Genomic DNA, 19,500 nt, shown 5'->3' with positions numbered 1-19,500 from the left:
GGGCCAACGCCTCGCCTCGGCCGGCGGCCGGCCGCGCTACAGGCGCACGACGTCGGTGGCGCCGGGCGAGTCGGCCAGCTTCACCTCGGGGTGCTCGTCCTCGAAGTACTTGATCTCGCCCTCGAACCTGAACAGCGCCACCGCCTGCTCGTCGGCATCGTGCACGAGCATGCCGAAGCGCACGGGCTTCTCGGGGGTACGGCTCAGCCAGCGGATGACGCGGTAGGGCTGGTGGTCGAAGAGCACCTCCACGCCGTACTCCTCGCGCATGCGGTGCTCGAAGACCTCGAACTGCAGTTGGCCGACGGCGCCGAGGATGGGGTCGCGGGCGCCCTGCGCGGGGTAGAAGAGCTGCACGACGCCCTCCTCGGCAAGCTGCTCGAGCCCCTTGCGGAACGCCTTGTGGCGGTCGGTGTGCTTGGTGCGGACGGTCGCGAAGCGCTCGGGCGCGAAGCGCGGGAAACTCGGCAGTTGGACCCCGGGCCGGCTGCTTATCACGTCACCGATGCGGAAGGTGCCCGGGTTCACGAGCCCGATGATGTCGCCCGGGTAGGCGGCGTCGACGGTGGCGCGCTCGTCCGCGAACATGGTGTGCGCCTGCGCCAGCTTGACGTCGCGGCCCGTGCGGGTGAGGACGGCCTGCACGCCGCGGTGGAACACACCCGACGAGACGCGCACGAACGCGGTGCGGTCCCGGTGCCGGGGGTTCATGTTCGCCTGCACCTTGAAGACGAAGGCGCTGAAGTCGGGGTCGGTCGGGTGCAGGACGCCGGCGGTCGTCACGAGGTCGCCAGGTGGCGGGGCGAGGTCGAGGAAGTGGTCCAGGAAGACCTCGACGCCGAAGTTCGTCAGCACGCTGCCGAAGAAGACCGGCGTTATCTCGCCCGCTAAGAAGCGCTCGCGGTCGAGCTGAGGCAGCGCCGAGTCGAGCAGACCGATGTCTTCGATGAGCTTTCTTTGAGCAGCCTCGCCGATGGCGGCGGTCACCTCTTCCGCGTCGGGGGCCGCCGTGGTGACGGGCGCACGGCGTGCGTTGCGTTCGGTGCGCTCGTAGGTGTGGAGGCGGTTGTTAGTGCGCTCGTAGACGCCCTTGAAGTCGGGGCCGTCGCCGATCGGCCAGGTGATCGGCACCGCCTGGATGCCGAGCGTGCTCTCGACCTCGTCGAGCAGGGCGTACGGGTCGAGCGCGGGCCGGTCCAGCTTGTTGATGAAAGTGAAGATGGGGATGCCCCGCTCGCGGCTGACCGTGAAGAGCTTGCGGGTCTGTTCCTGGACTCCTCTGGCGGCGTCCAAAAGCATGACGGCGCTGTCGGCCGCGGTAAGCGTGCGGTAGGTGTCCTCGCTGAAGTCCTGGTGGCCGGGGGTGTCGAGAAGGTTCAGGACGTAGCCCCGGTAGTCGACCTGCATGGCCGCGGACGAGATCGAGATCCCGCGCTCGCGCTCGATGCTCATCCAGTCGGAGGTGGCCTGCGCCGTGCCCGCCTTGGCGGTCACCGAGCCGGCCTCGCGGATGGCGCCGCTATACAGCAAGAGCTTCTCCGTGAGCGTCGTCTTGCCCGCGTCTGGGTGGGAGATTATGGCGAAGGTCCGGCGGCGGCCCACCTCGCGCGCCAGGTCACTGACCTCGCGTTTAGCTTCTGGGTGGTGCGAGTGGGCAGCGTCCGACATGCGGCGCATAGTGTACTCGGTCGGCGGCGTTCGCGGCGTTCGGAGCCTGGTACTTCACGGTGGGAAATCGGCACCGTGCCGGTCGTAAGGTGGCCGCATGAGTGAAGAGCCCTTCCTGGCTACGGTTCACGCGGGCAGCACCACTCTCAGCCCGAGCCGGCGTGAGGTGGTGGGGTTCGACCTGGAAGGACGACCGATCCACTGGTTCAGGGCCGGCGAAACTTACAAGCGCTCGCTGGCCTCGGAAGTGTTCGGGCGTCGCCGGGAGCGCGGTACGCGCCGCAGGTGGCGGGTTCCGAGCGAGGATACCGAGCGGTTGTTCGCGCGGGCGCTCGCGGTGGCGCGCGAGGCGCAAGCTTCGCTTGCCGACATCGTGGTGACCGGTAGCGGTGGGGAACTCGCCCGCCGCGTCGAGCGCGTGTTGGAGTGGACACCCGAGTCGCTGGCGGCCGAGCGCGAGCGCTTCTTGAGGGTCTACCAGCCCGTGTCGATCCTACCCCCAGACCAGTATCAGTCGGTAGTATTACAAGCCAGTTTCGGCTGCAGTTGGAACCGCTGCACTTTCTGCACCTTCTACCAGGACCGTCCCTTCCGGATGCGGCGCATCGATGAGTTCGAGGCGCACGTTGCCGGAGTCAAAGGGTTGCTCGGCGCCGCTGCGGAGGCGCGCGAGAGCGTCTTCCTCGCGGACGGCAACGCCCTGGTGCTCGCGAACTCGAAGCTGCGGCCCGTGTTCGAGGTCGCCAGGTCCGCCTTTCCCGGCAGGCCGATCAACGCCTTCGTGGACGTGTTCTCTGGCGAGAAGAAGGGCCTCGAGCAGTGGCGCGAACTGCGCGAGTTGGGCCTGGGCAGGGTCGCCATCGGGGTCGAGACCGGTAACGACGAGCTCCTCGGTTGGTTGAACAAGCCGGGCAGCGCGGACGAGGCCGCGGAGTTCGTGGCATGCCTCAAGGAGGCCGGACTGAGCGTATCGGTCATCGTGATGGTGGGGGCCGGTGGTCGTCGGTTCGCGGAGGCGCACTTGGCTGACAGTCTTGCCCTGCTTGAGCGGCTGCCGCTGGACGCCGAGGACCTCGTCTACCTCTCGCCGTTCGTGCTGCAGCCCGGCTCGGCGTACGAGACGCGGGCTGCCGAGGGCGGCGTGGAGCCCCTCGACGAGGACGAGGCCGCCGCCCAGTACGCCGCGTTCAGGGCCGGCGCGCGCTCGAGGGTGGGCGCCGCCAAGGTGGCGCTCTATCACATCGACGAGTTCGTCTACTGACGAAGTAGTACCAGCAGCTGATATCACCCCACGCGTCCACATCGAGCCTCCGCAGCCGCCCGCCGGGCCTCCGTTCCAAGGCGGTCAAGATGCCCGTGCACCGCGTGCGTGACGGTCTCGCTGTTGCCGCCAGGCGTCTGGCGATCGTCCCGAAACGTCGTTGGCGCCGCCTATCGCCGGCCTCGCGTATAGCCCAACAGCGCGACGCCAACCCCGATGAGCGTGAGCGGCAGCGCCCAACGCGTGAAGGTACCGGTGGGGTCGTTGACGAGGAGCGTGAGCGCCGCCCACGCCAGGGCCGGCCAGAGAGCCCAGCGTGCCCCACCCCGCTCCCGGGGCAGCAGGTAGACGAACGTGAACGTTGCCGTCATCCCGAGGAAGAAGATGGCGCCCGAGTCCCAGCGCGGGAACAGTTCACTGACCGCGGCCACCAGGGCGACGGTGGACACCGCGCCCGCGACGATGGCAAGCCCCGTCGCCCGCGAGCGCCCGACGGAGGGCGACGAGTACCTGAGCCAGAAGTAGAGCGCGACGGTTCCGAGGAAAGCCGGGCCCGCGAGCCGGTCGAGGGTGATGACCGCGAAGAGCCCGAACGCCGCCAACAGGAACACGAGAGTGCGGGAACGCGTCTTGGCCGGTGCCGACGTGGAACGCCGCTCGATGAGCCGGTAAGTCCACGAGGCGGCCGCGAAGATGGCCGCCAGCCACAGGAGTTCGAAGAGCAAGCCCGACGCGCCAAGTTGCCGTAGGGCGAAGGCCGCGCCAAGGACGATCAGTAGCAGGCCCGTGCGGGCGCGCCCGGAGTGCCGATCGCGCCCCGCACGCTTGCCGTGCTCCCCGCCACCCATTGGCGGACCGGCGTTGCCGGCTGCCCGCGGTCCGTCCGGGCCGTTCATCGGGGGTCTCGTTCCGGCACCGGCCCGGCGGGATCGGTTGCCGGTGCGGCCGGGTCGTACGGCACTCGCACGCTGACCGTGGTGCCGCTGCCGATCTTGCTCTCCACTCGGAGGCTACCGCCCAGCGCAGCAACGCGCTCGTGCATCGACGTCAGGCCCAGGTGGCCCGGATGCGACTGCGCGGTATCGAAGCCGACGCCGTCGTCGGCTACCGTGAGGAGCAGGTTGAGGCCGTCCACACCGGTAGTCACCCTGACGCTCTTGGCGCTCGCGTGTTTGACGACGTTGTGGAGTGCCTCTTGGGCCACGCGCAGGAGCACCTGCTTCGTGGTGAAGGGCACGTCGGGTTCGGAACCAAGGCGTCTCTCGGCCTGCAGGCCGTGCCTCAGCTCGAGGCCGTCCAACTGCCGGTGCAGCGCGCCGATCAGACCGACCTCGGCGAGGGCCTCTGGCCGCAACTCGAAGATCAGCGCGCGCATCTCGGCCAGCGCCGCTTCCGCCAGCTCGATCACCCCCTGCAGCCCCTTGCGCGCCGCCTCCGGGTCGCTCTCCAGGCGCCGCTCCGCGGCGTGGGCGGTGAGCACGGCCGAGTAGATCGCCTGGCTGACCGAGTCGTGCAGCTCGCGGGCGAGGTGGCGGCGCTCCTCCTCCGCGGCCTCGTCGCGGGCCAGCTCGTAAAGGCGGTTGTTCTCCAGTGCCACGGCCGCCTGCGCCGCCAGCCCACCCACCCAGCGGAGGTTCTCCTCGTCCCAGCCGGCGCCCGCCTTGGCCGTGGCGGTGAGGACGCCCACCACGCGGTCGCGGGCGCGCAGCGGCAGGGCCAGCTCGTCGCCGTCCACCACGGCGTGCGGCACGATCTCGCTGATGCCGGCCTCCATGTCGGTGAGGGGAGGACCTGCTCGCGCGGCGGCCGTCTGCGCGGGCAGGCCGGCTCGGGCCAGCGTCAACAGCCTGCCCGTGGGCTCGAGCTCGAAGATCTCGGCCGAGGCCACGCGGCCCCCGGCCACGAGCTGCTCGAGCACCGCGTCGACCTGCGGCTTGAGGTCGGTGGTCAGCGCGATGGTGTTCGAGAGCGACAAGAGCGCGCGCAGCTCGGCCGTGCGGGCCGTGACGCGGGCCTCGAGGTCGCTCTGGGCGGCCGCAAGGCTGTCGGCCATGGCGTTGAACGAACGCGCCAGCTCGCCCAGCTCGGAGCGGTCGGCGAGGTCGACGCGCGCCGCCAGGTCGCCGGACGCCAGTGCCCGGCTCGTCTGTGTGAGGCGCGAGATGGGCTCTACCAGGAGCGCGCGTGAGAAGGCGGCCGCCGCCAGGAGCGTGACTGCCACGACGACGGCTAAGTTCACGAGCGTGCTGCGCAAGACGGCGGCGACCGTCGCCTGGTCGGCTCCCGCCACCGCGGCGGCGGCCCCCGCGAGGTCGCTGCCGGCAGTCGACGCGCTCACCAGGGTGGCGAGCCCCCGCCACAGCAGGACGCCGGTGGCGACGGCGAGGACCGCGACCACGCCGAGTAGGAGCAGCGTCAGGCGGTTGGAAAGGCTGTGGTACCAGGCCGTGTGCGACCCGTCACGGTCGGCAGCGGCCCCCGGTTCAGGGGTCACGCACCACCAACCCCTCACGCATGGCGTAAAGCGCGGCCTGCGTGCGGCTCCTCAGGTCCAGCTTGGAGAGCAGGTTGGAGACGTGGCTCTTCACCGTCGCCTCTGCGATGTCGAGCTGCTGCGCTATCGACTTGTTGGTGGCGCCGGCGGCCAGGAGCGCCAAGACCTCGAGCTCTCGATCGGTGAGGGACTCCCTCGCTGGGCCGCCCCCGCGCATCTCACGTACCAGCCGCTGCTGCGCGCGGGGGTCGAGGCGCACCTCGCCCCTGGCGGCGGCGCGTACGGCTTCGAAGAGCTCGTCCGGGCGCGTCTCCTTGAGCATGTAGCCCGCCGCGCCGGCCTCGACGACGTCGATGACGAGACGGTCCTCCAGGACGCTGGTGAGGGCCACGACCTCGACCTCCGGGTACTCGCGCCTGATCACGCGCGTGGCGTCCACGCCGTTCATGACCGGCATGAGCAGGTCCATGACCACGACGTCGGGGCGAAGCTCCCCGGCCCGCTGAACCGCCTCCTGGCCGTTGGCCGCTTCGCCCACGACCTGCAGGTCGGGCTCGAGGTCGAAGGCCAGGCGCAGCCCGCGACGCACCACGGTGTGGTCGTCCACCAGGAGAACGCGGATGGGGGCGGAGCTGGTAGCCACGTGAGTCACCTTCCGCGTCCAGGGTACCCGGGGCCGGGCCGCGGCGCGTCACTCTTTAGGATGAGGAACGGAGCCCCCAACTGACTAGACCCATGGCCTCCCCAACGCCGAGGCGCCGGGCGTGGGCGCCGGTCTAGCCTGAGTACCAAGGCGGCGCCTCACCTGCGCGCCGCGACGGAGGCACGAGGATGGAACAAGGAAGCAACAACGTCAACGCCAAGATGGTCCCGGGAGCAGTGCTCATTCTGCTCGGGCTGCTGTTCCTGCTCGGTGGAATAGGGCTGTTCAACGTCTTCGGGCGACTCATCGGCGCCGCGCTGTTCGGCGGCTTGGCCTACTACGTCTATCAGCAGGGCAAGCGCCAGGACAACCAGGTCATGCAGTTGGCCGCGCTGCCGCTCGCCGGACTGGCGCTGGCCAGCATCTTCCCGAGCTTCGTGGGCGGAGGGCTGTTCCTCGCCGCGATCGGCCTGGCATTCGCGCTCGTCTGGCGCAACGACCCCAACCGCTGGTGGGCCGTGATCGTCGCGGGCACGCTCGGCTCCCTGGCGCTGGCCTCGACCCTCTCGGGTCCCCTCGACGCCTTCAGCGGAACCGCGTTCCTCCTCGGGATGGCCGCCACCTTCTTCGCGCTCACCCGCCTGGTCGTGAAGCCGCAGGCCTGGGCCATCTACCCAGCGGGCGTGCTCGCCGTGTTGGCCGTGGCCGACCTGCTGGGCGGCAAGAACAGCGGCAACTGGTTCGTGCCCCTGTTCCTGATCGCCGGTGGCCTCTACCTCTTCTACCGGAACGGCATGCTCGGCGCCCTGGGGCGACCGCGCGGCGAGGGCCCTAGCCCGGAGCCTCGGCCGGCGGCCACACCCACGCCCGGGACCGACGTGGCGGCCCCGGGCGCGCCCGGTTCCGGTGTGGCGGCCCCGCCCGCGCCCGGTCACGGGGTTGAGCCGCGGCCCACGCCCGGCCACGACACCGAGCCGCCGTCCACGCCCGGCTCCGACGCCGAGCCGCGCTGAGCTCACTCGAGCAGGGTCGGCGCGTCCGGGTCCAGCACGTAATAGTTCTCGCTCTTCGTCAGACGCTCCGAGAAGTTGCGCGCTTGCGCGTCTTCCGGGGCGTCACCTTCCAAGTGCTTGAACATGACCTCGGTCTGCGACCGGTGGGCCTTTAGGGCGTCCAGCTTGGTGTCTGCGACCGGCGTGATGTCGGCGGCCACGTCGGGCTCACCCAGTTCCTCTAGCAGCGCCTCCGGGTTGCCCACGGCGGCGGCCAGGATGCGCGGGCGAGAGCCGGCCGGCAGCCCCCGCACGGCCAGCACCGTGGCGTGCCCGAGGGCGTCGTGATCGGGGTGCACGCCGTGACCGGGGTAATAGGTGATCACCGTGCTCGCGCCCAGCTCGACGATCACGTCGCGCACGCGCGCGGCGACCTCGGCCGGGTCCTCGAACTCGATGCACTTGTCACGCATGCCCATGAACCTCAGCTCGCACTTCAGTACGGCGCACGCGTTCTTCAACTCGACCGTGCGCACGTCGCGCAGCGCCTCGCGGTTCGTGAAGGCGGGCTTTCCCATGCGGCGCCCCATGTCGCCGTAGGTGCCGCACAGGTACATGGTAGGGACGCCGGCGTCCGCGCAGAGGGCGAGGGTGCCGCCCGTGGCGAACGACTCGTCGTCTGGATGAGGCAGCACCACGAGGACGGCCCGCTCGTTCTCCGCGACGAACGGGGCCATACGGTTGCTTCCGGCCAGTGCGTCGGGCACGGCGGTGTTCTTACCGGGCATCGTCGGGACCCTCTCTGAAGGGCGTGAGGGATAGCTGCAGCGCCATCGTGAGTTGACCCTCGCCGTTCACTCCGGCCAGCAGGAGCTCGTCACGCTCGTTGACCTCGAAGTCGGTGAGGCCGTCGGCGTACACCCAGCCCCCCTCCAGCTTGAGGCCTACTCTGTACGGACCCGAGCCCGTGATGGTGCCGCGGCTGTAGTTCACCCGCGCGTTACGCACGAACGCGATCACGGGATCCTTCTTCTCGGGCCCGAGCTTGGTATAGGAACCGGTGGTGGTTTCCAGGTGCAGGTAGACGTCATGCTGGAGCCGCTGGTCGAGCTCCGCCTGCACCCTCTGACGGTCGATTGGTCTCAACTGATCCTCCGCTTGGCTGGCGCCGCTGGTGCCGGGGGACACCGCCGGGCGAGCGTACTCGTCGCCGCGGCGGCCTCCGCGAGCGACTGGCACGGTGAGGATTCTACCGTTGTAGCGCACGCTCGGCTCGCTATGATTCGCGGATGAACTGGTTACCCGAGGTGCAGGCGGAGCTGACGAGGCAGGGGCTGGACGCCTGGCTGGTTTACGACTTCAGGCGCAGCAACCCCCTGGCGGCCCCCATCCTTGGGCCGCTGCTGGAGGGCAACACGGCCAGCCGCCGCGTCTTCCTCCTGGTGCCGGCACGCGGCAGGCCGACCATGGCCGTGCACGCCATCGAGGCGGGGTCGTTGAAGCCGGACCTGGGCGTGGACGTGAAGAGCTATTCGAGCCGCCAGAGCCTGCAGTCGGTCCTGGAGGGCTTGTTGGCCGGCCACGAACGAGTGGCCATGGAGTTCAGCCCGAGCGGCGACAACCCTTACGTGGGGCGCGTGGACGCCGGCACGGTGGAGTGGGTGAGGTCGCTGGGAGTGGAAGTCGTGTCGTCCGGTGACGTGGCGCAGGTGCTGGAGGTCTGGACGCCAGAGCAACTCGAGCAGCACCTGACGGCCGCGGCGGGCGTGATGGCGGCCAAGGATGCCGCGTTCTCGTTCATCGCTCACCGGGCGCAACTCGGTCAGGAGGTGACCGAGGGCGAGGTTCAGCGGCTCATCGAGCGCCAGTTCGCGGACCTCGGCCTCACGCCCGGGACCTCACCCAACGTGAGCTTCGGTGCGCACTCGGGCGATCCGCACTACCACCCGCTGCCCGGCGTGCGCGACGCCGTGCTGACGCCGGGTGACGTGGTGTTGATAGACCTGTGGGCCAAGGTCGGCGAGGTCAGCGCGCCCTACGCAGACGTGACGTGGATGGGCGTGCACGGCGAGCCCTCCGCGGAACTGACGAACGTGTGGGCGGCGGTGAAGGGCGCGCGTGACGCCGCATTCAGGTGCATCGCCGAGGCCTACACGGCGGGCCGCTGGCCGAGCGGCGCGGAGGCCGACGGGGCCGCGCGCAAGGTTTTGGAGGAGGCCGGCTACGGCGCCGCGTTCACCCACAGAACGGGCCACAGCCTGGGCACGAGCGCGACGCACGGTGTGGCCGCGCACCTCGACGGCTTCGAGACGAACGACACGCGCCTGCTGCGGCCCGGCATCGGCGTGACCATCGAGCCCGGCGCGTACTTCCCGGACTTCGGCGTGCGCTCCGAGATAAACGTCTTCCTGCAGGCCGACGGGCCCCGGGCCACCACCGACTTACAGGACGAGCTCGAGGTCGTCTGAGGCGTGGAGCCCGCGCTGGTGGTCGTCGGGGATTACGCCTGGGACGTCCTCATCCGCACCAACTCACCACTGCAGGCGGGCGGCGACGTGTTCGGGGAGGTGCAGCTCGCCCCCGGCGGCAGCGCCGCCAACACCGCCGTGTGGGCGCAGCGCTGCGGCGTTCCCACCCACTTCGTGGGCAAGATCGGCCACGACCCGTTCGGGCAGTTGGCGGTGGACGAGCTCCATGCGGAGGGCCTCACGGCCGACTGGGTGCGCAGCGACGCGCACCTCACGGGCTCGGTAGCGGTATGGATCGATCAGGAAGGCGAGCGCTCGATGGTGTCGGGCAAGGGAGCCGACCACTACCTGCTCCCGTCGGAACTTCCCGTGGCGACCTTGGAGCAGGCGGGCAACCTCCACCTGCACGGCTGGTCGTTCTTCGGCGATCCGCCGCGGTCCGCCGTGCGCCGCGCCGCTAAGCTGGTGGCGGCTAACGGCGGCCGCGTGTCTTTCGACCCGGGCTCGTTCCAGATGATCCGGGGGATGGGGGTGGAGCGCTTCCTGCAGGAGACGACCGATCTGGGCGCCGACCTCATCTTCCCGAACTTCGAGGAGGGCGCGGTCTTGTCGGGCGAGCGCGAGCCCGAGGCCATCTGCGCCCGCCTGCACGAGCTCTACGCGGGGGCCCTGGTGGCTCTCAAGTTGGACGCGGCCGGCTCGTACGTTTACGAGCACGGCCGGGGCACACACCTCGACGCCGTGAGCGCGCGGCCGGTGGACTCCACCGGCGCCGGAGACTCGTTCGCCGGGGCCTTCCTCGCGGCGTGGCTTACCGGGGCCCCGCCGGTCGAGGCCGCCCGCAAGGCGAACCGCGTGTCGGCGTGGGTGGTCGAGAGGATCGGTGCCAGACCGCGGCCTGACGAGGCGCTGGCTCAGGTGCTCCGGGACGCAGACCCCTGACGGGTGGGTGGGCGGCACGCCGCTGGGGCCGCCGCGGCCGTCGAATCACATGCTCACTAGCGGGTGGGTGGGCGGTACACTTCAGGCAATATGTTTAGACCCAGTACAAATTTCTCGGCCTCCGCCGAGAGGGCGGGGCCGCGGGCCGGACGCAGCGGCAAGGGCGTCGTGGTGGCGGCGGGCGGGCGCATCCCCTTCAGCCGTGCCGGCTCCGACTACCGCTCGCTCGTCGCCTACGACCTGGCGCGCATGGCCCTCGCCGGTGTGCTCGCCAGGGCCGGGCTGAGCGGCGCCGAGATCGACCAGGTCGTCATGGGCACGGTGGTGCAGAACGTGGCCGTCAGCAACGTCGCTCGCGACGCCGCCCTGGCGGCCGGGGTGCCGGACGGCGTGCCGGCGCACACCGTCACCATGGCGTGCATCTCGTCCAACCGCGCCATCGCCGACGCCACCCTCGGCATCGTGACAGGCCACGCGGGCGTGGCCTTAGCAGGCGGCGTGGAGATGCTGGGCGACGTGCCCGTGGGCTTCAGCCGCGAGCTGCGCAGGCGATTCTTCGACAGCCGCCGCTACAAGGGCCTCAAGGACTGGCCCGCCTTCTTCAAGGGCCTCAAGCCGCGCGACCTGCTGCCCAAGGCGCCCGCCATAGCCGAGTTCTCCACCGGCGAGACCATGGGCGAGAGCGCCGACCGCCTCGCGGCCAAGTTCGGTGTCTCCCGCGCCGAGCAGGACGCCTACGCGCTGCGCTCGCACCAGGGCGCGGCCGCCAACCGCGAGCACTTGGCCGCGGAGATCATCGCCGTCATGGTGCCGCCCAAGGGCACCGTGGTGGGCGCCGACAACGGCGTCAGGGACGACACCAGCATGGAGCAGCTCGCGAAGCTCAAGCCGGCGTTCGTCAGACCGTTCGGCACGGTCACCGCGGGCAACGCGAGCCCCCTAACGGACGGGGCCGCCGCCGTCGTCCTCATGAGCGAGAAGCGCGCCCTGGCAGAGGGACGCGAGGGGCTAGCGCGCATCGTCGACTTCACGTTCGTGGCGCAAGACCCCGGCGACGAACTGCTCCTTGGCCCCGCCTACGCGGTGCCGCGCTTGTTGGCCCGGAACCGCCTGGGTTGGGACGATATCGACGTGATCGAGATCCACGAGGCCTTCGCGGGCCAGGTGCTGGCGGTGTTGCGCGCGCTGGAGTCGGACGCCTTCGGGCGCCAGAACCTCGGGCTCAAGGCAGCCTTCGCCAAGGAGATCGACATTGACAAGGTGAACCCGTGGGGCGGCTCGGTGTCGCTGGGCCACCCGTTCGGCGCCACGGGCGCGCGCCTCGTGACCACGGCCATTCACAGGCTCCACGTCGAGGGCGGCAGGTTCGCGCTCGTCACCGCCTGCGCGGCCGGCGGCCAGGGGCACGCCATGCTCCTCGAGAGGGTAGGACCGTGAGCGGGCTCTTCGTCGAGAAGCGCGGCGACGTCGCGATCTTGTGGATAGACCAGCCGGGGCGCAGCGTGGCGCTCCTCGACATGGAGCTCTTAGAGGCCTTGCCCAAGATGGTCGACGAGCTCGACAAGGACCAGGACGTGCGGGCCGTCGTGCTGGCCAACGCCAAGCGCGGCACCTTCTTGGCCGGCGCCGACGTCGCGTCGTTCCTGGAATACGAGAACCCCGCGCAGATCGAGGCCAGGATCCACGAGGGGAACGCGTTCATGGCCAGGCTGGAGGCGTGGCGCAAGCCGCTGGTCGTGGCGGTCGACGGCGTCTGCCTCGGTGGCGGCACCGAGCTTGCCCTGGCCGGCCGTTACCTGCTGGCCAGCACCGGCCCCAAGACGTATTTCGGCCTGCCCGAGGTCCAGTTGGGCCTGCTGCCCGGTCTGGGCGGAACCGTGCGGCTGCCCGAGCGCATCGGCCTGACCGCCGCGCTGGACCTCATCCTGACGGGCCGCAACCTCTACGCCAAGCAGGCCCGTCGCGCCGGGCTGGTTCACGCCACGGTGCACCCCGAGGGCCTGATAGACGCGGCCGTGCGCGCCGCCGGTCTCCTCGCGGATGGCAAACTCGACGTCCCGAAGCGCAGGCGCAAGCTCATGGAGAGGCTGCTGGAGGAGACCCCAGCGAGGGCTCTCGTGTTCGACCGTGCCGCCAAGCAGGTGGAGGCCCGCACGCACGGGAACTACCCCGCGCCGCGCCGCATCTTGGAGGTGCTGGCGGCGTGGGCCCGAGGCGGACGCCACGCAGGGCTCGACGCCAGCGCCAAGGCGTTCGCCGAGCTGCTGTTCACCCCTGAGGCGCGCGCGCTCATCCACCTGTTCTTCGCGCAAACGGCGGCCAAGAAGAACCCCTGGCCGGGGCAGGCGCTAAAGGTAGAAAGCGTCGGCGTGCTGGGCGCGGGACTCATGGGTTCGGGCATCGCCGAGGTCACCGCCGCCCACGGCATGAACGTGCTGCTCAAGGACCGCGACCTCGAACTTGCCCTCAAGGGCAAGGCGGCCGTCTACCGCGGACTCTCCGGCAGGGTCGGCAAGGGCCGCACGGCCTTCGAGCGCGACCGGCTGGCGGAGCGCGTGAGCGCGGTCGACAGGTACGAGGCCATGGCGGGCACCCAGCTGACCATCGAAGCCGTACTCGAGCAACCGGACCTGAAGCGGCAGATGGTGGCCGAGATCGAGCGCGTCGTCGGGGCCGAGCAGCACGTGTTCGCGTCCAACACGTCGGCCATCCCCATCTCGGAGATCGCGGCCGGCGCCCGCCGGCCGGAGGCGGTGCTGGGCATGCACTACTTCTCGCCCGTGCCCAAGATGCCGCTGCTCGAGGTCGTGGTCACAGGCGAAACGGCCGACTGGGCGGCCGCCACCGCGTTCGAGGTGGGCTCGAGGCAGGGCAAGACGACCATCGTCGTCCACGACGGGCCGGGCTTCTACACCACGCGGGTGCTGTCGGTGTACATAGCCGAGGCCATGCGCGCCCTGCACGAGGGCGCCGCGCCGGCGGACCTCGAGCGCGCGATGGTCGCCTACGGCTTCCCGCTCGGGCCCCTCGCCCTGATGGACGACGTGGGGATCGACGTGGGAGCCAAGATCGAGATCGTGCTGGCGCCGCTGATGGCGGCGCGCGGACTGGAGGTGAGCCCGGCCAGCCAGAAGCTGGTCGACGCCGGCTACCTGGGCCGCAAGGCGGGCAAGGGCTTCTACAAGTACGAGGGCGGGCACAGGAAGAAGGAATTCGATGAAGAGGCGCTGCGCGTGGCGGGCTTCGCGCGCCACGGCGCGGCCGCCGTGGAACAGGGTGCTGCCCTGGCCGACCGTCTGGCACTGACGTTCGTGCGCGAGGCCGCGTTGTGCCTGGAGGAGGGGGTGCTGCGCTCCGCGCGCGACGGCGACGTCGGCGCGGTGTTCGGCCTCGGCTTCCCGCCCTTCCGGGGCGGGCCCTTCTACCTCGTCGATCAGGAGGGCCCCGTGGCCGTCGTCGCGCGCTTGCGCGCGCTGGAGGCGAGGCACGGGGCGCGGTTCTCGCCGCCTGAGTCGCTGGTCACCATGGCCGAGGGCGACGAGCGTTACTACGAGGGGCAGCGCCGCTCCTGAGTGACGCCAAGCGAGTCGTCGTCGTGCTGGCGCATCCCGGTGGGGAGAGCCTTTGCGCCGCCCTGAGCACCGCCGCCCGGAGGGCGCTGGGCGCCCTCGGGATGGAGATCGCGGTGCATGACCTCTACGCCGATGGTTTCGACCCGCGCATGCCCCTTTCGGAGGTCGGCACGACGTTCATGGCCGACCGGTTGGTCGAGCGCTACGCGGCGGAGGTGCTGGCCGCCGATGCCCTGGTGATCGTTCACCCAGTGTGGTTCTTCGGCGTGCCGGCCATCCTCAAGGGCTGGGTGGACCGGGTGCTGCGCGAGGGCGTCGTCTATGAACTCGCGCCGGGAGGAGAGTCCGGCGGCCTGTTGCGAGCGAGGCGGGCCCTGATCATCAACACGGCCAACGCCCCCGAGGCGGTCGAGAGGGAGGCGTTCGGCGACCCGCTAGACACGTTCTGGCGGAGGATCGTGTTCGCGCCGGCCGGGGTGGCCGAAGTCAGGCGGCTGCGGTGCTCGAAGGTAGCGGGGTCGGGCGCGGGGGAGCGGGCGGAGTGGTTGCGCGAGGTTGAGGCGGGTGTGGCCGCGCTGGTAGCCGGACTTTAGGGGCCGAAGGGGCCGAAGGGGCTGTAGGGGCTGTAGGGGCCGCATGGAACGTAGGGGCCGTGGGGGCCGCAGGGCAGAGCCGTGGGAGGGGTCGGCGTTCAGGGCTTTGCCTGTTTCGCGAACTGGTACTCGTCAGGAGGCCTCGTCCGGCCGCGCCGCTGCGATCCGCGTCACACCCACGTCGATGCTGCCGACCAGGAAGTCGTTGAGGCTGACGTCAAGTGCGGCGGCGGTGATGGCCGCCCGGCGGTGAAGGTCCGGCGGCAGCCGCAGCAGGATCTTGCCCGAGAAGGGCTTGGCCGGCTCGACGCCGCGAGTGGCGCAGTCGAGGAGGTAGCCGTCGACGGCGGCGTGGAACTCGCGCCTGAGCTGTGCGACGCTGGTGGCCTCGAACGTTATCTCGTCTCGTAAGTCGATGACCTCACCGCGCAGGCTGCCGCTGGCGTCGTCGAAGAAGACCTTCGCTGTGTAGCCCTTGTGGCGCATGGTGCTAGTGCGAGGGGACGGGCGCGCGCCGGACCTGGGCGGCTTGGCCGGGGGCGGCCGCCTCGGCTTGCCGCGGGGGGTCGGCGTGGCGGCGGTGCCTCGCCGCTTGCCGCTTGGCTTCGGATCCATGACCGCACCTCCGGGCATGATACTAACACCAGATATCTAATGATGCCAAGACGGAGCGGCGGTTCCACCCTGGTGGCCGGCTGAAGGTCCCGGACCGCGGAAGCCGGGCACGTTCTAGGCACCTGTTCCAAACTTGGGAGATATCAGATACTGGTATTGTCCGTGATAAATCTAACCAGAGCCGTGCTGGACGCTCCCTGCCGCGGTTTCCCGGGTGCGGCTTGCGCTGCGGCCGGGGATGCGCCAACCTTGGGCATGCTCACCTTGAATGCGGCGCAGACGGCCGCGCTGCTGCCCTATCCGGAACTCGCAACCGAGATCGGCCGCGTGCTGGCGCTGGCGGCGGCCGGCGGGGTGCACGCCCTGGAGCGCGGCACCCTCCCGCTTCCGGGCGGTGGAACCTTCCTCTCCATGGCAGCCGCCGACGCAGGCGCGGCCATCGTGAAGGTGGGCAGCGTTCACCCGCTCAACACCGAACGCGGCCTACCGACGGTGCAGGCCGCCCTGGTGATCGTCGACGCGGTGGACGGCTCGCTCCGCGCCGTACTCGACGGCACCACCGTGACGACCAGGCGCACGGCCGCCCTGTCCCTGTTGGCGGCACAACGCCTTGGCGCGTCAGCGCGGACGACGGTGGTCATCGGCGCCGGGGTGCAAGCTCGCGGCCACGTGGAGGCGTTGGCAGGGGGCCTCGAGATGGAGCGCCTGCTCGTGTACGCGCGTCGCAAGCGGCCCGCGGAGCAACTGGCGGCCGCCGCACGGAAGTCGGGCGTAGAGGCAGGCGTCATCGATCTTGCGCCAGGCGCGCTCGTCCGCGCGATCGGTGATGCGGACCTGATCATCACAGCCACCAACTCGGTGAGTCCGGTGATACCCGCAACCGTTGCGGAGGCGCTGCGGCCTGGCGCCACCGTCCTCGCCGTTGGCGCCTTCAGGCCCGACATGGCGGAGGTGGCGCCAGAGGTGGTCGCGCGCTGCAACGTGGTGGTCGACACGCTGCATGGAGCGCTAAGCGAGGCCGGCGACCTCATCCAGGCCGCCGAACGGGGTGCATGGAGCTGGGACGGCGCCACCGAGCTGGTGAGCGCGCTGGGCGGTTTCGAGCGCCAGGGCAAGCCGGTGCTCTTCAAGAGCGTCGGGCACTCCATGTTCGACCTGGCAGCCGCGAGGCTGGCGTTGCGTCTCATGTGAACGGCCCACCCGTGGGGGTTCGGCGGTACCGTTAAGGCGTCAAGGAGGTCCTGATGTCGAAACGTTTGGACTACGGTAAGGCGTCTCCCCAGGTGCTACAGGCGATGCTGGGGCTCGAACACGCGGCCCGGAGCTTGGTGGCCGATAACACGCTCTACGAGCTGGTGAAGATCCGGGCCTCGCAGATCAACGGTTGCGCGTACTGCCTCGACATGCACACCATCGATGCACGAGCGGAGGGGGAGAGGGAGAACCGCATCTACCTGCTGTCCGTTTGGCGCGAGGCCGGGGAGCTCTACACACCGCGCGAGCGCGCCGCCCTCGCCTGGACCGAGGCTGTCACCGAGGTCGCTTCCACGGGGGTGCCCGACGAGGTGTACGAACAGGCGCGGGCCGAGTTCAGTGAGGCCGAGCTGGCGAACCTGACTCTGGCCATCATCGCCATCAACGGCTGGAACCGCTTGGGCGTCGGCTTCAGGCTGGAGCCGGGCCACTACAAGGCGCGGGTCACGGCGATCTGAGGGCGCGGGGGGCGCGGGCTGCGGCAAACTTGGGGCGCGGCCTCTCAGAGCCGGCGACGTCAGACTATGTAAGTCTCCCGCTTCGCGGCGCCAACGAACTCGCCTGCGGGCGATAGGAATCGCTCGTAACGGAACGGCCCCAACTCGAGACTGGTCGCACGGCCTTCCAGCGCCTCTTCGGCCAGGAGCCGCCCCACCGCGGCCGCCTGCTGCACACCGTGGCCGGAGAAGCCGCACGCGTTAAGCCACGCCGTGGCGCCTGGTGCGAGGTCCGGCATGCGGCCTAGGACCGGGTTCTCGTCGGGCGTCACCTCGTAGTAACCCCACCAGCACGCCCGTCGGTCCAGGCCCGTGCTCCCGAGCCACGGGAAGCGCGCGAGGCCGAAACCGAGCACGCGGTCCAAGTCGCCGAAGTCGACGCCCTCGAAGAACCCCGCGGGCTGCTCATGGTTGGAGCGGCCGAAGATGACGCGCTTGCCCTCGCTCCTCAGGTAGAGGCCAGAGGAGAGGTCGACGGTGAGCGGGTAACGGTGGGGGCCGGGCAGCGGCGCCGTGGCGTACACGCTCCGGAGCATGGGCGACACGGGGACGCGAAGTCCCGCCAGCGCCGCCACCTCGCCCGACCACGCCCCACAAGCGCAAACTACCTGCCCCACCGACAGCGGCCCAGCCGGCATTTCCAGGCGCCACGTAGAGTCCTCGAAGCGCGCAGCGCGCACCGGTGAACCGAGCATGACCGCGGACCCCAGCGACCGCGCCATGCTCAGGTAGGCCATGGTTAGCGAGTGTGGGTCGACCACCCCGTCGGCGGGGCCGAACGTGGTGGTGAACGTTGCCTCGGGGTCGGCCGCGAAGGGGACGAGCTCTTGCGCCTCGGCCGGGCTCAGCTCCTGCACGGGTGCTCCGAGGCCTAGCTGCAGCGCCATGGCGCTGCGGTGCTCCTCCGTGTTCGCGGCCGGCACGAGGAACAGGTAGCCGACGGGATCGTAGCCCGACTCGTAACCGTACAGGCCCCCGAAATCGCGGTACTCCTCGATGGACTCCCACGAGAGCTGCACGTTCAGCGTCTCGCTGAACTGCACCCTGACGCCCGCTGCGCTCCGGCCCGTTGAACCCGCGGCCGGGGCGGGTTGGGCCTCGAGCACGACCACCTTGGCGCCCCGGCGGGCCAGATTGAAGGCGACCGCAGCGCCGATGATGCCCGCGCCGATCACGGCCACGTCGGCCGTTCGGGTCAAGCAGGCTCTTTCGACGGCGGCCCGACGCGAAACGCCGCCCGCAGGAAGATCGGGGTGACCAGGGTGGTGACGACGACCATCAGGACGATGATCGCGAAGAGGTCCTGCGGTATGACGCCGCGGTCGACGCCGATGGCCGCGACGATCAGGCCGACCTCCCCGCGCGACACCATGCCGGCGCCCACGCGCAAGGACTGGAAGTTGTTGAAGCCCATGACGCGCGCCCCGAGGCCAGAGCCGAGCATCTTCGTGAGGATGGCGATGACGATGATGGCGAGGCCTATCCAGATGAGAGGCCCGCCGAGAGCCTCGCGCAAGTTGGCGCGCAGGCCGATGTCGACGAAGAAGATCGAGACGAAGAAGCCGTACGAGAACACCTTCATGGCGTTCTCGATCTTGTGCTTGAAGTCGGTCTGGCCTATGAGGATGCCCACCAGGTAGGCCCCGGTGATGGCCGCGACGCCGCCCAGGTACTCAGCCGACCAGGAGAAGAGGAGCACGAGCACCAGCGAGATGGCCACCAACGGCTCGGCGATAGGCAACCTGGAGAACCAGCCAAGGAGCCACTTCACCACGGGCCCGAGCGCTATGGCGATTACGAAGTAGGCCACCATCTTCACGGTCACGAGCCACACCGGCACGACCACGCCCCCGCTGGCGAACAGGGCTACGACCACGGAGAGGATGAGGATGCCGAGCACGTCGTCGATGACGGCGGCGCCGAGGATCGTCATGCCCTCGTGCGTGCGCAGTTTCCTAAGTTCGAGGAGCGTCTGAGCGCTGATCGACACGCTGGTGGCGGTGAGGATGGTTCCTACGAACACGGCCTCGTTCGTCGGCATGCCGACCAGGTGGCCGAAACCCCAACCTGCGAAGAACGGCAGGACAACGCCGCCCAGCGCCGACACGAGCGCCGGCATTCCCACCCGGCGCATGGCCGACAGGTCGGTCTCGAGGCCCGCCAGGAACATGAGGAGCACGACGCCCAACTCGCCTAAGAGCTTGATAGTCTCGCCCGTCTCGGCGGCATGGGTGAAGATGGGCATGCCCAACACGTTCAGGACGCTCGGTCCGATGATGAGGCCGAAGGCGATCTCGCCCACCACCGTGGGCTGGCCGAGCATGCCGACCAGGTACCCGACCAGTTTCGCGCCGGCGACTATCAGCGCAAGGACGAGCATGAGTTCCAAGAAAGGCGTCACGGTGGGCTCCTAAGGGGGCGAGCGTGGGTCGGGCGGCGGTTGTAGCGGCCGCATTGCCGCCTAACAGGGTATATCGCGGCGCTCGGCGATTTGTCCCGCC

Annotated in this window: 18 protein-coding genes; 9 read left to right on the top strand and 9 right to left on the bottom strand. The window is 70.0% G+C overall.

Annotated features, from left to right (window positions below; translation table 11 throughout):
* Positions 1-36: 36 nt before the first annotated feature.
* On the bottom strand, positions 37-1,668 hold the full coding sequence (locus tag ROY82_11590) for a peptide chain release factor 3 (protein MDT3683101.1): 1,632 nt from the start codon (positions 1,666-1,668) through the stop codon (positions 37-39).
* Between the two features lie 97 nt (positions 1,669-1,765).
* Here ROY82_11590 and ROY82_11585 point away from each other — a divergent pair, with 97 nt between their 5' ends.
* Entirely contained in the window at positions 1,766-2,929 is a 1,164-nt protein-coding gene (locus ROY82_11585) for a radical SAM protein (protein MDT3683100.1), read from the top strand.
* Between the two features lie 170 nt (positions 2,930-3,099).
* Here ROY82_11585 and ROY82_11580 read toward each other — a convergent pair whose 3' ends face one another.
* Genes ROY82_11580 through ROY82_11570 form a run of 3 tightly spaced genes read right to left on the bottom strand, consistent with a single transcriptional unit; the run spans position 3,100 to position 6,066 of the window.
* Positions 3,100-3,825 carry a hypothetical protein gene (locus tag ROY82_11580; protein MDT3683099.1) on the bottom strand — a complete coding sequence of 242 codons (726 nt, stop codon included), beginning with the start codon at positions 3,823-3,825 and terminating at the stop codon, positions 3,100-3,102.
* Positions 3,822-5,423, bottom strand: coding sequence for a histidine kinase (locus tag ROY82_11575; GenBank protein ID MDT3683098.1), 1,602 nt, complete (start codon positions 5,421-5,423; stop codon positions 3,822-3,824). Before ROY82_11575 ends, ROY82_11580 begins: the two co-directional genes overlap by 4 nt.
* On the bottom strand, positions 5,413-6,066 hold the full coding sequence (locus tag ROY82_11570; protein MDT3683097.1) for a response regulator transcription factor: 654 nt from the start codon (positions 6,064-6,066) through the stop codon (positions 5,413-5,415). Before ROY82_11570 ends, ROY82_11575 begins: the two co-directional genes overlap by 11 nt.
* A gap of 188 nt (positions 6,067-6,254) precedes the next feature.
* Here ROY82_11570 and ROY82_11565 point away from each other — a divergent pair, with 188 nt between their 5' ends.
* Complete coding sequence (locus tag ROY82_11565; protein MDT3683096.1) at positions 6,255-7,079, top strand: hypothetical protein; 825 nt, start codon at positions 6,255-6,257, stop codon at positions 7,077-7,079.
* Positions 7,080-7,081: 2 nt separating this feature from the next.
* Here the strand turns inward: ROY82_11565 and bshB2 are convergent, their stop codons facing one another.
* Together bshB2 and ROY82_11555 are read right to left on the bottom strand one after the other, a co-directional pair.
* Positions 7,082-7,846 carry a bacillithiol biosynthesis deacetylase BshB2 gene (gene bshB2, locus ROY82_11560; protein MDT3683095.1) on the bottom strand — a complete coding sequence of 255 codons (765 nt, stop codon included), beginning with the start codon at positions 7,844-7,846 and terminating at the stop codon, positions 7,082-7,084.
* Positions 7,836-8,297: a YojF family protein gene (locus tag ROY82_11555; protein MDT3683094.1), complete on the bottom strand. Its 462-nt coding sequence runs from the start codon at positions 8,295-8,297 to the stop codon at positions 7,836-7,838. Before ROY82_11555 ends, bshB2 begins: the two co-directional genes overlap by 11 nt.
* Before the next feature lie 50 nt (positions 8,298-8,347).
* Between ROY82_11555 and ROY82_11550 the strand changes: the two genes are divergently transcribed.
* The 5 genes from ROY82_11550 (at position 8,348) to ROY82_11530 (ending at position 14,633) form a co-directional block, all read left to right on the top strand.
* Positions 8,348-9,526: a Xaa-Pro peptidase family protein gene (locus tag ROY82_11550; GenBank protein ID MDT3683093.1), complete on the top strand. Its 1,179-nt coding sequence runs from the start codon at positions 8,348-8,350 to the stop codon at positions 9,524-9,526.
* A 3-nt stretch (positions 9,527-9,529) separates the two neighbouring features.
* Positions 9,530-10,468, top strand: a complete 939-nt coding sequence (locus ROY82_11545) for a sugar kinase (GenBank protein MDT3683092.1) — start codon at positions 9,530-9,532, stop codon at positions 10,466-10,468.
* Between the two features lie 90 nt (positions 10,469-10,558).
* A complete protein-coding gene (locus ROY82_11540; GenBank protein MDT3683091.1) occupies positions 10,559-11,905 on the top strand; it encodes an acetyl-CoA C-acyltransferase in 1,347 nt (448 codons plus the stop codon).
* Positions 11,902-14,040: a 3-hydroxyacyl-CoA dehydrogenase NAD-binding domain-containing protein gene (locus ROY82_11535; protein MDT3683090.1), complete on the top strand. Its 2,139-nt coding sequence runs from the start codon at positions 11,902-11,904 to the stop codon at positions 14,038-14,040. The genes ROY82_11540 and ROY82_11535 overlap by 4 nt, the downstream gene beginning before the upstream one ends.
* A complete protein-coding gene (locus tag ROY82_11530) occupies positions 14,037-14,633 on the top strand; it encodes an NAD(P)H-dependent oxidoreductase (GenBank protein ID MDT3683089.1) in 597 nt (198 codons plus the stop codon). The genes ROY82_11535 and ROY82_11530 overlap by 4 nt, the downstream gene beginning before the upstream one ends.
* Before the next feature lie 132 nt (positions 14,634-14,765).
* On the opposite strand, the gene ROY82_11525 is transcribed toward ROY82_11530, so the two are convergent.
* On the bottom strand, positions 14,766-15,119 hold the full coding sequence (locus ROY82_11525) for a type II toxin-antitoxin system HicB family antitoxin (protein MDT3683088.1): 354 nt from the start codon (positions 15,117-15,119) through the stop codon (positions 14,766-14,768).
* A 384-nt stretch (positions 15,120-15,503) separates the two neighbouring features.
* Between ROY82_11525 and ROY82_11520 the strand changes: the two genes are divergently transcribed.
* Both ROY82_11520 and ROY82_11515 read left to right on the top strand, forming a co-directional pair.
* Positions 15,504-16,439 (top strand): delta(1)-pyrroline-2-carboxylate reductase family protein, encoded by a 936-nt coding sequence (locus tag ROY82_11520; GenBank protein ID MDT3683087.1) that lies wholly within the window; start codon positions 15,504-15,506, stop codon positions 16,437-16,439.
* A gap of 53 nt (positions 16,440-16,492) precedes the next feature.
* Positions 16,493-16,960 carry a carboxymuconolactone decarboxylase family protein gene (locus ROY82_11515; GenBank protein ID MDT3683086.1) on the top strand — a complete coding sequence of 156 codons (468 nt, stop codon included), beginning with the start codon at positions 16,493-16,495 and terminating at the stop codon, positions 16,958-16,960.
* Positions 16,961-17,019: 59 nt separating this feature from the next.
* Here the strand turns inward: ROY82_11515 and ROY82_11510 are convergent, their stop codons facing one another.
* Both ROY82_11510 and ROY82_11505 read right to left on the bottom strand, forming a co-directional pair.
* Positions 17,020-18,198: an FAD-dependent oxidoreductase gene (locus ROY82_11510; GenBank protein MDT3683085.1), complete on the bottom strand. Its 1,179-nt coding sequence runs from the start codon at positions 18,196-18,198 to the stop codon at positions 17,020-17,022.
* Complete coding sequence (locus tag ROY82_11505) at positions 18,195-19,400, bottom strand: cation:proton antiporter (protein ID MDT3683084.1); 1,206 nt, start codon at positions 19,398-19,400, stop codon at positions 18,195-18,197. Before ROY82_11505 ends, ROY82_11510 begins: the two co-directional genes overlap by 4 nt.
* Positions 19,401-19,500 lie beyond the last annotated feature (100 nt).

This window comes from Truepera sp. (assembly GCA_032027045.1).
Classification (GTDB): domain Bacteria; phylum Deinococcota; class Deinococci; order Deinococcales; family Trueperaceae; genus JAAYYF01.
This window is presented reverse-complemented; position numbering and strand designations above follow the sequence as displayed.